The following is an 11,853-nucleotide window of genomic DNA, read 5'->3' on the forward strand; positions in this document are numbered from 1 at the left end:
CTATATACCTCCTTTTTGCATCCCTAAACCAAATGGATTGGCCAATTCGATTAAAGGTATATTATTTAATTTCAAGAAAATGAGAGTGTTTCCTATGAACACTCCCAATTACTCGTATTTATTTTATATGCTCGTCTATTTTTTCAATAATGGTTTGATAATATCCAGCTGGGTGTGGAACAAATTGATCTCGTCCAACGAGCTGATCAATTTTGTGCTTACTTCCATCAGCCTTTATTTCATACCCCGTCACTCGAATCACATCTTTGGATCCAGCCCACAGATGGCTGAAGTCGTTAAAATCAACTTTTACGATCCCTGCCACTTCTTCTGTTTGAAGATGAAAGTCCTCGATCTCCACATGGCATTTATATAAAAATACGTTCGCTATTTCATTATCGATATAAGTTCCCTGAATCGAGCAATACTCAATGATTCCTAGTGGCAGGAGCTCTTCAAAGGTAACATCGACACCTAGTTCTTCTTTCACTTCACGGACACCATCTGCTACCGTTTCATTGGCTAATAGGTGACCGGCAGCAGTTATATCCAACAAGGACGGATTCTCTTTTTTTTGTTCACTGCGAAGCTGTAAGAGAAGATCATTATGGCTAACAAACCAACAATGGAACACTTCATGCCAATATCCCTTTTTATGTACCTCTTTGCGACTAGCCACACCCACTTCATTTCGCGCATGGTCGAATATTTTTATTTGTTCTGTCTCCATCTTGATCCCTCCTGCTTCTAGTTAATGAAGATAATCATATGTATTTTTCGCAAGCAATAAAAAGGTCACGACGATGAACAAAGCGCGGACATAACCACTTCCCCGTTTGATCGCAAATTGCGAGCCGCAGATGGCCCCAGCAAATTGGGCAATCCCCATCAATAACCCATAAGCATAATTGATGTGTCCTAAATACATAAACATGAGCAGTGCCGCAACATTACTGCCAAAATTTAAAAACTTGGCATTCCCTGCTGCTTTTAAAAAGTCAAACCCAACCATTAAAAAGGCAAATATTAAAAATGAACCAGTTCCCGGGCCAATAAACCCATCATAGAATCCAATCGCAAAAATAAGGATCAGAAAAATGGTTAAATGACGAATGGATAACTTCTTATTGGTAGTTACACTTCCCCAGTCCTTTTTAAAAATGGTATAGATCGCCACGGCCGCGAGCATAACCAGCATCAAAGGTTTCAAAATTTCAGGGTTCATCAAATGAACGGTCCATGCGCCAATCATCGAGCCAATAAACGTTAACGGAAATAGCTTATATACGGACTTGATATCAAGCTTTCCCGAGCGGTAGAAGATAATCGTACTGGTTAACGAGCCGATGGTTCCCGCTAATTTATTGGTGGCCACCGCTGCCGCGGGTGACAATCCTGTAAATAACAAAGCTGGAAGGGCAATCAGTCCGCCGCCTCCGACAACTGAATCGATAAATGCGGCTAAAAAGCCAAATACAATTAAAATAACGAATAAGGATGGATCTAAATCAAATGGCATCTAATCACACTTTCTTATATAACTATAACTATAGAAATAGTAGCTAAGATTTTCATAATTGTAAATAGTCCTTGTTAAGTTTACGTTCTTTACTTGTGCGGATGCACTTGTTTATACAAGCAGAGGATTGATTACTTTATCAATAAAATGACTCTTCCTGCCCAAAAAAGTTGCTCCCATAATTGGAACAACTTTTTATCTAAACAGCTTGTCCTTTGTAAATCCTGTTGGGCTTGTCTATTTTATTATTTCTGATTAAACAGGTTTTTTAGCATGTCTGCCAAAGAGGATGGTGGCTGATTGGCAGGTGTTGCATATTTATCTTTTAGTGATTGTAACGTTTCTTCCTGGCTTTTCTTTAGATTTTCTCTAACTTTATTTTTTCGACGTTTTTTGGCCTGCTCATCAAGCATACTCTTGAATTGCTGCTGGTTTAATTTCTGGAGTTGTTCCATCCATTCTTGGTTTGGATCACTCATTCTATTCCCTTCTTCCATTGTTTTTTGTGCTATCCAATGAGGGGGTGTCATATATCGAAACACCACCTCCGTTATTAAAGGCCAGCACTCATTTAGTTGAACCTTGTATCTTAGCTTGTCTACAAAGAACACTGCCTGTCCATTACAAAATGAAGCATAGAATAATGTATGGGAAATTTTTTGGATAGTTTGTATTATTATCCTACTATCTTTTCTAATATTAAATAAATGGTTCGATGCCCAACCTGAGCCCCCAGATTGATACACTAATACGAAAAGGTAACAAGGGATTCCTTGTTACCTTTTTTTAACCTCTTTATTTCTCAAAAGAGTAAGCCCGCTCCACTTTAGAAATTCTCACGGTATAGTTCTGATACCATTCCTCTTTGCCTTTTTGCTGTGCAAGTCGGTGCACTGCATGGTTTTTCCATGCCTCTATCGCTTCTACTGACTCCCAATAAGAAACCGTAATACCTAATTGTGAATCCCTCGCGCTTACCATTCCTAAGAAACCTGGCTGTATCAACGCCAGTTCCTCCATTGTTTCTGCCATTTTTCCATAGCCCTTATCTCCTTCTGTGCGCTCTGAAGTAAAAATGACAGCATAATAGGGCGGCTGTGGTGCTCTGTTCATCCTACTTCCCCCTTTTTTCGGTTACCTTATTTCACTATATACAAAATTTCCTATAAAAAGAGAATAAAACGAAAAAATTTCCTTTTTAGTGTTGCGTTATCTTTTCACCTATAATAAAAATTATTACATATGAAAGACATAAAACATGGTGATGATCTCCTAAGGATTCTGTAAGCCTTGTCAAACCCTTACTGGTTAAAGATTATTGCGATTCCTCATCAAGAAGGGCAAGAAAATGGGTATTTTCTTGTTCTAATCTTAGATGTTCTTCGATCTTTTTTGTACAATTTTTAAGGAACATGGTCTCTAATTTTACAATAATCATATATTTAGATGAGGATTTATTTCTAACCCATTCTATATGAAAAAGGTGAGACCATATGTTTGCCGTTCATTTTTTTGAAAACAAAAACCTATTGTTAAGCCAGCTCCTTCAACGGGTCCCTTCCGTCGGGGAAGAATTAAAAATAAAAGGCAAAAAAGGAACGATTTCAAGTGTTACCAATGTGGAAGAAAATAAATTTCATGTCCAAGTGGTCTTAGAAAAAGTCACGAAAGGCAAAAATGCAGTTGCTGACCTGTCCAAGAAGAAAAAACGGTAATATAATGCGGCCTTCAGTCCAGCCCCTCTATTTATAAAAAAATACCCTTTAAAAAGGACTGATTCCTTATGAGTCATGACAAAACCCCTTTGAACGATGATTCGATGGAAGACCGCCTCGAAAAAATTATCCAGAAAGAGAAGGAAAAACTGGATACTCTCGAGCAAAAATTAAATGAATTAATGAACAAACTGGAGAAATACTCAAAAAAGACCAATGATGACCATTCATTTTTATAATGATGGTTTTTTTCTGTTGTTCTTTCAATTGATTTCATGTGGAAGGATTTTAAATTAGGAAAACCAGAGCCTTCTAAGGAATGCTCTGGTTTTGATTTTATTTGGTTATAAAGTTAGCTTTTAAAAACGGAGATAGCACATTGTCTGAGTACGAAGGTATTTCTAGTCCTTATAGTTTCCTATTAAATTTTGTGAATTGTTTTTGTAATCAAGCGTACTTCTTAAGGACAAAAATTTTGTGACTTAAGCTTCTTTTGGCCTTAAAACTCGTTCTTGAGAACAAAATCTTAATTTACTTTCTGGATTATGAATTCAATATGGTTTCTTGCGGACAAATTCAAGCCCGAGTCCCTCTGTCTGTCCTCATAACCCCTTCATGTGGACAAATTCAATTCGGCCGTCCTTCTGTCTGTCCTCATAACCGTTTCATCGAGACAAATCCCCGTGCGTCGCCTCACAGTTTATCCTAAAACCCATCCAGTTCCCACTTGTTCTACCGCCCTACACCCATTTTTTCAGTTCCTCAATAAAGCCAACCACCTCTTCCTCTTTCGTTGCCCACGAAGTCACTAATCGAATCGCCGATTGATCTTCATCGACTTTCTCCCAAACATGAAACGAATACTTCTTCTCCAACTCAGCAATCACCCTATCAGGTAAAATCGGAAAAATTTGATTCGACGGAGAATTCGTCAAAAACGTCACATCCGCTTGTTTGAGAGCATCATGAAGCATCCCAGCCATCCGATTGGCATGATCGGCCAGATCAAAAAACAAATGATCCCGGAACAATTCAAGAAATTGGATCCCGACTACTCTTCCCTTCGCTAAGAGCGCCCCTTTTTGCTTGATATGATAACGAAAATCCTCCTTAAGAGACTCGCGGTAAATCACCAAAGCCTCACCCAACAACGCCCCATTCTTTGTTCCGCCGATATAGAAAGCGTCAACAAGGTTAGGCAAATCACTTAATTGAAGATCATTTTCCTTTGAACAAAGCGCAGACCCAAGTCTTGCCCCGTCCATATATAAAATAAGATTTTTTTTCCGACAAAAATCACTTAACGCCTGCAGCTCTTCTTTTTTATAAATCGAGCCGATTTCCGTCGAATTGGATATGTATACAAGCTTCGGTTTAACCATATGTTCATCTGGATGACCCTCTAGCACCGCTTGCACACCTGCTGGTGTTAGTTTCCCATCCTTACTCTCAACCGACAAAACCTTATGCCCTGTTGCCTCGATCGCCCCTGTCTCGTGGCCAAGAATATGACCACTACTAACAGAAATCGCTGCCTCATGCGGTCTTAAAAATGCCGAAATAGCTGTCAGATTTGTTTGCGTCCCTCCTGTTAAGAAATGTATATCCACGTTAGAGCGTCCCAGTTTTTTCTTTATCAGCTCGATTGCCTGTAAAGAATAGCGGTCTTCCCCATATCCTTCTTCTTGAACTAAATTGGTCTCCATTATGGCCTTTAGGATTTGCGGATGCGCTCCCTCACTGTAGTCATTCTTAAAGCTGTACATTTTTTAGTTCCTCCGTTTTTAATTTACCATTTTCATTACACCCTTTATCCTACCATAATCCGACAATTCAAGTGAATCCCTACTCCCCTAAGGGAGAACGGTCATATCAATATTTACCTTTGTCCTGCCTCGAATAGTTCCCCTTATCTAGGTGACGATATATATGTACCACATTATTTTTAGGGAGTGAAGTTCTTGAAAAAAGGTTTAGTCACTTTCGTATTAGCTTCTACCCTCGTTGGTTTAACTGGCTGTGCTGATAATGCTACTAAGAACAACCTAAGAAATGATGCCAACAATAGACTGGATGTTCGCAATGTAAGGAACGATAATAATAACAACCGCTTAAGTGTTCAAAATGCGAATACTCACAACCTACGCTATTCAAACCGTGCGGGTCGTGCTGTTGAAAAGCTGCAAGAAGTAGATTTAGCGCATGTTATTATCCGAAACAATGACGCCTATGTTGCCGTCCGCTTAAAAAACAATCGATTCCAAACGGGAACGGGTACCACAAACAATCGTACCAACACAGGGGCAACAGGTACTAGAGGAACCACTGGCATCACTGGTACCAATAATAATTTAGGTACTACTGGAACAAATGGACGTGACAACCACCTAACAGCACGTGGAGCAGGAACTGGTCTGAACGGAAACTATCCTAGTACAACCGGTGTCAATGCGCTTGATAATACAGGGACTGGCTTAACCCCTGGTGCTGGAGGAGCTTCTAACACTCGTGGTACAATTGGTATTCGCGGCACCAATAATAACAATGGCACTACTGGTACCATGAACAATAATGGCAACGGTACTACTGGTACCATGAACAACAATAATACTTTTACAGGTACAAATGACGGTACTGCTGGAACAAATGATGGCACTACTGGTACGAACTACCGTAGTGTGTCATCACCTCTTGATCAACGAATTGCCGATCAAGTCCGTACAGCAGATAAGGGCGTCCACCGTGTCTATATTTCATATGATCGTGACTTCTTCCGTCAAATGACCAACTATTCAACTGATTTAAACACAAAAGGCCGTAACAAAAACAACAACAGCCTTTGGAATGACTTTAACAATACCGTTAAGAATATCTTCCGTTAAGCGGTAAAAGGAAGCATTGCTTTTCCTCATTGGGAAATGGCAATGCTTCTTTTGTTGACTAATTCATTAATTGATCCTTATCATCTGCTTGCGGAGGTTCCTCCATCCAGCCATTCTTAATTAAAATATTGGCCCCATCTTCCGCATATAAGGAAATTTCTGGAACTAAAGAGGCGTACCGAAGGGCCAGATCTTTCCTAGGACTTGCAGCTATTGCCATTCCATAGTTCCCAACTCCAGCAGCAATCATCGCTGATGTCATAAACATCATTAACTTATCTGAAAATACCGATGCTGTGGAATCCATGACAGCTGCATCCCAGCTCATTGGTGCGGGGAGATCTTCTTTCAAGAGGAAATCGCTGAAGATATTCATGTGTTTATGAGCAATTTGTTTGCCTCTTTTCAGGAACTGCTTGACCTCTTCACTTTTAGCAATCTGACCAAACCCGGTGATTAAAGCTTTTCCAATCGCATTTGTTTGTACATTCATAAACAGATGAGTAATCTCAATCGATGTCAACGCTCTTTTTTTGCCAAGAATTCCGTTTATAAATTGCTGTTTCTCGACAAAGTCTACTTTATCAGGTATTGAAATAAACGGTGGTCTAATATATGTCCCTTGTTTTAACATCAATTGCCGCGATAGGTCCTGTAATTTAACTGCTGCTTGTAAAACTCGTTTATGAAAAGATACCACATCTTCTCGAGTAGTTAATCCCAAGGCCGCGCTGCTGGCTGCCATGGCAAGTATCGACATTTGTCTTAAAAACATCAGTACGAACGTATCGGAAAACAGTTTTGGTGCTTCAGGCAAAACATCCTTGTCCGTAAAGCCAAATGGAATAGGAAAGTTTTCTTTTTTGAAAAAAGCCTGTAGAAACTCAACATGAATTTTCGCTTCAGTTAACGTAAATTCAATAATGGTTCGTACTTCTGGATCAGTAGCTTTTTCCAAAAAGTGGCTGTTTACACAAATAGCAGAGGTATCATTTATGTATTGAGACCATAATGTCGACATTTCCGCGGCCGTCAAACGGATTTCTGATTGACCTACCATTTAGAACCCTCCTTACGCTAGGATTTACCTTTTTTCTTTAAAAAATTGAAAACCATAAAGCAGCATTGACTTAATAAAAAAGAGCATGGAAAGCTGATATTTCTTCAAGTGGATCAATGATGCGATTCTAAATTTTTCTAAGAAGCTCACGAATGGAAAGGTAAAAGCTGTATCGATGACAAGATTGGTTAAGATGTAAATCCAAAATTTACCATATGTGAATTTTAAGATCCACATGGAACCAATAAAGAAAGGGCCCCAAATTAACGGGAATTCTCCGATTGCGTTCGGGCTTATTTTTTCATAAAAATACCACCAGTGCCTTTTCTTCGCAATGATACTTTCCAATCGTACAACGATGGCAATAAAAAGGCATGCCGGCCAGAATCTCTTGACTGTTTTCTTTCCTAATAACAGAATGGAAAACCAAGGAAGAATTAACATGATAAGTAAAAATAACTTGGATTGTTTCACTTATAAGTGCCTCCAATTCATTCTTCTGATGTTAGGTTTTCCAAGCAGAGAGAGAAATATGAATGGTTGTACAATCATTCCAAAAACAAAAAGAGCGATTTCCCAATCGCTCGATCATCTGTTTCTTTTTTTTACTTCATACAGTTTTCGTTTGATTTCTTTTTCAAGCTGCAGGAAAAAGCTTTCTACTCCCTTGGTGGCGCCAGAATCTAGAATCCTCTTCCCTGCTAACCCCAGTGCCCCCGATACCTCGCCTTTTGCTTTACAGGTTAAGTGGGTTACCCCTTGGTTCTCTTTAAATAGGAGGAGAGCCGTGCCATTCATTTGACCCAGACTGCCATCCCCATTGATCTTTAGTCGTAATAAGGTTGGTGATTTTTCTTCAGCAAGGTGAATTTCTAGTTTAAATAGATCTTGGATTGGTCCCATATTGATTTCCATTTCACCCATGTAAACGCCAGGTGATGTTTCTGAAAATGACTTGCATCCCGGTAGTGAATACTTTAGAACCTTTTCATTCTTAATATACTTCCAAACAATCGGCCTAGGTAATCCGAAACGATATTGGTATTCAACTTCCACTGTTTCTCCTCCAATAACAGCAGATTCTTGTGGTCCTTTTCCCTTAATCTTATTCATGGATAGGCAATGATGTTAAAAGAAACTCGTTGGGATTGTAACCGTTCGTTAAGCTGACTCGCATTGTCGTCAGATACGACTTGGTCGAGTCAGCTTTTTTGGTACAACTTATTTTTCTTTATCTTCTTCTTGGTTTGGAGTAATTTCCTCCGAGAATTCTGTTAATAAGCCTGGTTTTGGTTGTATTCCTTTCCTAGTTGCCTGTTTATTCTGGGGATTAGTCCGAAATCTCATGACAAAATAAATAGCTGAAAACAAAACCACCATGATGATTCCTGACACGAGCCCTACCCCTTGACCCGGTATTAACGGCATACTCAAAAGAACAATGATTAAGCTAATTAAAGCTATATACGAGGTATAAGGAAAGCCCTTTACTTGACAGTTCCCTTTAGGCGGACAGCCCGCCCTTTTGCGAAACCGGATATGGCTGGCCATAATCACGGCATACGTAAAAATCAGTGTAAAACCACTTGTGCTTATCAAAACTAAATAGACTCTAGGGAACAACAGACCGAAACCCAATCCTAAAAGCATTGCTAGACCTGAAAAAAGAATGCCTCGATAGGGTACATCCCTTAAATCTTTTAGCAATTGCGGTGCATGTCCCTCATCAACTAAAGAACGAATCATTCTGCCAAGCCCAAAGATGGCAGCCAGCATCGCAGACAAACTGGCAGAAATCAAAACCAAATTGAGGGCCGAACCTGCCCAGCCAATCCCCCACCGATCTAGTGATGCCACCATCGGACTAACGGTCTCATTTAGAGCAGCGGTCGGAATCAGTGGCAGAAGCACTGCCGCATAAACGATATACAATCCAACTAAAGAAAACACGGTATAGCGAATTGCCTTAGGTATGGTATTGCTAGGATCTCTTGCTTCTGAAGCGGCTAGACCAATGATTTCAAAACCAGCATAAGCAAAAACCACGAGTAACATACTACCGGCAATGCCCTTAATCCCGCCAGGCATGATTGACTCTCTTGCTAACTCCCCTGCCCCAATCGCTCTTGCGCCAGGTAGCAGACCGGCGATTAACACAATTGCGGTAAGGATAAAGAACACAATGGCAAAGATTTTCACTCCTGAAAGTCCGCTGACGATCTTGCCAAATTTGTCTGCTCCTAATAAGTTGACGAGTGTCACCACAACGATGAGTATGCTTCCGAAAATAGCAATCGATAAATGGGGAAACCATTCACGAAGGAGGATAGTAATGGCTGTAGCTTCACTCGACATCGATAAAATCGTACCTGTCCAGTAAAGCCAGCCAACGACAAAGCCAAATCCTGAACCAAGTTCTCGGGCCGCGAAATTACTAAACGATCCGACAGTAGGATCGGCAACCGTCATTTCGGACAAAGCATATAAGATTAAATAAACAAGGACGCCTGCTAAAATATAGGACAATAAAATAGACGGCCCAGCTGCATGGATGGCAACGGATGATCCTAAAAAGAAGGAACCTCCAATGACACTTCCTAAGGCCATCATCGTTAACTGCCACGCGGACAGTCCTTTGCTTTTTGTCTCCATTAAACGCTCTCCCATACTCTAAATTTTGTCAACAACAGATAAGGATATTATTTGCTCCGGTTAACCATTTGATTCTGGAAACAATTTGGACCTTTGTGGTGAGACGGCGAATGATAACCAACACTTTTATTCCATTAAAGCCAACGAAAAGAAACCGCTCAGGTCTCTCCTTGAGCGGTTTCTTTTCGTGCTTATGTTTGAATTAGCTGAATATTACCTATAAGTATGTTGGCTGGGCTCATTAGCCATGCCAATGTTTACATATTCTTTCTCTAATTCGCTCAGGGTCATTTCGTACAAATGCTTATTTTTAATCTTATACACCCCTGATTGGATTAATTGATCCATCAAACTTTGTCTTCTATCGTGGACAGCTTCCTGAAGTAATTCGCTCACCTGAGAAAACCTCCATTCATAGACTGTTATTTTTGACCTTCTGCCCTTAATTATAAATAGTCCTATTTTAGAATATTGTCGAATCGGCACATAAACGGAAACTTTAACCTTATTTTAATGAACGCAACAATTTTCCAATATGAACATAATGTTTTACTACTATATTTAACGTGATGGTTCCTTGTTAATTTTTGATGGTTGAATGAATAATTGCTATACTCATTTTAAGTACAAACTCTCGAGAGACCAAGGTGAAGAATGATGATGAGATACGCAAATTTAGATGGTGTTGAAAATAAAAAAACATTTAAAGACATGCGAAAATGGCAAAAAGAAAGAAAAGCCAAGGTAAAAGATTTAACGAGTCAAATTGAACAGTCACCAGTAAAAAAGATAACAGAAATCAACGAAAACAGGAGCAAAACTACTTATACCTGGATCGGCCATTCCACCTTTTTAATCCAGCTAAATGGGATGAATATTTTAACTGACCCCGTTTGGGCCAAGCGGATGGGTTTTCAGAAGAGATTAACAGCACCCGGCATAGCCTTAGAGGATATACCAGAAATTGATGTTGTGGTGATTTCGCATGGCCACTATGATCACTTAGATTTCCCAACGTTAAAAAAAGTAAAAGGCAACCCTCATTATTATGTACCAGCTGGTTTAAAATCACTCTTTTTAAAAAAAGGTTATCAAAATGTAACGGAACTCAACTGGTGGGATAGTGCTGAAAATCAAGGGATTTCCATTCACTTCGTCCCTGCTCAGCACTGGACAAGAAGGTCCTTGAATGATATGAATACCTCCCATTGGGGCGGATGGATATTTCAAAATGAGAAAGAAACTCTTTATTTTGTTGGCGATACCGGCTATTTTAGCGGCTTTAAACAAATTGCTGATCGATTTGAAATTGATACGGTGTTTATGCCGATTGGTGCCTACGAACCGGAATGGTTTATGGCCGTATCGCACATTAATCCAGAGGATAGCATCAAGGCCTTCCTAGAATTGCGAGCAAAAACCTTTGTTCCCATGCATTACGGCGCCTATCGCTTAGCGGACGATACTGGACCGGAAGCGTTAGCACGTTTATACCGAGCATGGGAAAATCAGCAGCTGCCTAAAGAACAATTGAAGGTCCTTTTACTTGGGGAAACGATCGGACATTTTAAAGAAGACCTGTTTGTCTAAGCGCCAGCATGAAGTTGACAACATTAGCTTACGTAAAAGATAATCTAAAAATAGGCTGTGTAAAAGGTTATTGTTGATTGAAGCAGAAGGCAACGAAGACTCCTCGAAAATGCTGTCGCATTTCCTTCGTGCGTGGGCGGATTCAACGATGTAAATGCACAGTCCTGCGGGAGTGCGGGTCAGGGGAGACCCCACAGGCGCAAGTGCGCCGCGGAGGCTCCCCGGCACGCCCGCGGAAAGCGAAGCCGCCTGGAGCGGAAATCAACATTCTAGTTTAACACAGCCAAAGAAATAAAAAAGGCTCCTCTACGCAAAATGCGTTTAGGAGCCTTTGGTTGACCAATCAGCTTAACTTTTTGAATTCTCTAAATCTTAACCTAATTAATCCCATAAGTAAAGTGGGAATAGGAAATATTTTAGGTAAAAAAATCTATT

14 protein-coding genes are annotated in these 11,853 nt (G+C 40.0%); 4 read left to right on the plus strand and 10 right to left on the minus strand.

What is annotated here, in order from left to right; translation table 11 throughout:
- Window positions 1-118 precede the first annotated feature (118 nt).
- The 4 genes from J7E81_RS28540 to J7E81_RS28555 form a co-directional block, all read right to left on the minus strand.
- Complete coding sequence (locus J7E81_RS28540; protein ID WP_215047553.1) at window positions 119-730, minus strand: NUDIX hydrolase; 612 nt, start codon at window positions 728-730, stop codon at window positions 119-121.
- A gap of 21 nt (window positions 731-751) precedes the next feature.
- A complete protein-coding gene (locus J7E81_RS28545; RefSeq protein ID WP_215047554.1) occupies window positions 752-1,519 on the minus strand; it encodes a TSUP family transporter in 768 nt (255 codons plus the stop codon).
- Window positions 1,520-1,764: 245 nt separating this feature from the next.
- Window positions 1,765-1,998, minus strand: a complete 234-nt coding sequence (locus tag J7E81_RS28550; RefSeq protein WP_215047555.1) for a hypothetical protein — start codon at window positions 1,996-1,998, stop codon at window positions 1,765-1,767.
- 316 nt (window positions 1,999-2,314) lie between these two features.
- Window positions 2,315-2,632 (minus strand): antibiotic biosynthesis monooxygenase family protein, encoded by a 318-nt coding sequence (locus tag J7E81_RS28555; protein WP_215047556.1) that lies wholly within the window; start codon window positions 2,630-2,632, stop codon window positions 2,315-2,317.
- Window positions 2,633-3,012: 380 nt separating this feature from the next.
- On the opposite strand from J7E81_RS28555, the gene J7E81_RS28560 reads away from it, so the two are divergent.
- Both J7E81_RS28560 and J7E81_RS28565 read left to right on the plus strand, forming a co-directional pair.
- Window positions 3,013-3,234, plus strand: a complete 222-nt coding sequence (locus J7E81_RS28560) for a hypothetical protein (protein WP_215047557.1) — start codon at window positions 3,013-3,015, stop codon at window positions 3,232-3,234.
- A gap of 68 nt (window positions 3,235-3,302) precedes the next feature.
- Window positions 3,303-3,473: a hypothetical protein gene (locus J7E81_RS28565; protein WP_215047558.1), complete on the plus strand. Its 171-nt coding sequence runs from the start codon at window positions 3,303-3,305 to the stop codon at window positions 3,471-3,473.
- A gap of 501 nt (window positions 3,474-3,974) precedes the next feature.
- Here J7E81_RS28565 and J7E81_RS28570 read toward each other — a convergent pair.
- The gene (locus J7E81_RS28570) at window positions 3,975-5,000 is read right to left on the minus strand and encodes a threonine aldolase family protein (RefSeq protein WP_215047559.1); all 1,026 of its coding nucleotides are present in this window, start codon (window positions 4,998-5,000) and stop codon (window positions 3,975-3,977) included.
- Window positions 5,001-5,195: 195 nt separating this feature from the next.
- On the opposite strand from J7E81_RS28570, the gene J7E81_RS28575 reads away from it, so the two are divergent.
- Window positions 5,196-6,116 (plus strand): YhcN/YlaJ family sporulation lipoprotein, encoded by a 921-nt coding sequence (locus J7E81_RS28575; RefSeq protein WP_215047560.1) that lies wholly within the window; start codon window positions 5,196-5,198, stop codon window positions 6,114-6,116.
- Window positions 6,117-6,174: 58 nt separating this feature from the next.
- Here J7E81_RS28575 and J7E81_RS28580 read toward each other — a convergent pair whose 3' ends face one another.
- From J7E81_RS28580 to J7E81_RS28600, 5 genes are all read right to left on the minus strand, one after another.
- Window positions 6,175-7,176 carry a DUF3231 family protein gene (locus tag J7E81_RS28580; protein WP_215047561.1) on the minus strand — a complete coding sequence of 334 codons (1,002 nt, stop codon included), beginning with the start codon at window positions 7,174-7,176 and terminating at the stop codon, window positions 6,175-6,177.
- Window positions 7,177-7,200: 24 nt separating this feature from the next.
- Window positions 7,201-7,650, minus strand: a complete 450-nt coding sequence (locus J7E81_RS28585; protein WP_215047562.1) for a hypothetical protein — start codon at window positions 7,648-7,650, stop codon at window positions 7,201-7,203.
- A 114-nt stretch (window positions 7,651-7,764) separates the two neighbouring features.
- Complete coding sequence (locus tag J7E81_RS28590; protein WP_215047563.1) at window positions 7,765-8,232, minus strand: SRPBCC family protein; 468 nt, start codon at window positions 8,230-8,232, stop codon at window positions 7,765-7,767.
- 165 nt (window positions 8,233-8,397) lie between these two features.
- Entirely contained in the window at window positions 8,398-9,828 is a 1,431-nt protein-coding gene (locus tag J7E81_RS28595) for an amino acid permease (RefSeq protein WP_215047564.1), read from the minus strand.
- A gap of 213 nt (window positions 9,829-10,041) precedes the next feature.
- Window positions 10,042-10,224, minus strand: coding sequence for a Fur-regulated basic protein FbpA (locus J7E81_RS28600; protein WP_215047565.1), 183 nt, complete (start codon window positions 10,222-10,224; stop codon window positions 10,042-10,044).
- 258 nt (window positions 10,225-10,482) lie between these two features.
- Between J7E81_RS28600 and J7E81_RS28605 the strand changes: the two genes are divergently transcribed.
- Complete coding sequence (locus J7E81_RS28605; protein ID WP_215047566.1) at window positions 10,483-11,418, plus strand: MBL fold metallo-hydrolase; 936 nt, start codon at window positions 10,483-10,485, stop codon at window positions 11,416-11,418.
- Window positions 11,419-11,853 lie beyond the last annotated feature (435 nt).

This window comes from Bacillus sp. ISL-18 (assembly GCF_018613415.1).
Taxonomy (GTDB): Bacteria; Bacillota; Bacilli; order Bacillales; family Cytobacillaceae; genus Neobacillus.

Bases quoted from the DNA above. Each gene is read 5' to 3' on its own strand.
- J7E81_RS28555 (WP_215047556.1), bottom strand. From the start codon at position 2,632: ATGAACAGAGCACCACAGCCGCCCTATTATGCTGTCATTTTTACTTCA.
- J7E81_RS28595 (WP_215047564.1), bottom strand. From the start codon at position 9,828: ATGGAGACAAAAAGCAAAGGACTGTCCGCGTGGCAGTTAACGATGATG.
- J7E81_RS28565 (WP_215047558.1), top strand. From the start codon at position 3,303: ATGAGTCATGACAAAACCCCTTTGAACGATGATTCGATGGAAGACCGC.
- J7E81_RS28550 (WP_215047555.1), bottom strand. From the start codon at position 1,998: ATGAGTGATCCAAACCAAGAATGGATGGAACAACTCCAGAAATTAAAC.
- J7E81_RS28540 (WP_215047553.1), bottom strand. From the start codon at position 730: ATGGAGACAGAACAAATAAAAATATTCGACCATGCGCGAAATGAAGTG.
- J7E81_RS28560 (WP_215047557.1), top strand. From the start codon at position 3,013: ATGTTTGCCGTTCATTTTTTTGAAAACAAAAACCTATTGTTAAGCCAG.
- J7E81_RS28580 (WP_215047561.1), bottom strand. From the start codon at position 7,176: ATGGTAGGTCAATCAGAAATCCGTTTGACGGCCGCGGAAATGTCGACA.
- J7E81_RS28570 (WP_215047559.1), bottom strand. From the start codon at position 5,000: ATGTACAGCTTTAAGAATGACTACAGTGAGGGAGCGCATCCGCAAATC.
- J7E81_RS28545 (WP_215047554.1), bottom strand. From the start codon at position 1,519: ATGCCATTTGATTTAGATCCATCCTTATTCGTTATTTTAATTGTATTT.
- J7E81_RS28605 (WP_215047566.1), top strand. From the start codon at position 10,483: ATGATGATGAGATACGCAAATTTAGATGGTGTTGAAAATAAAAAAACA.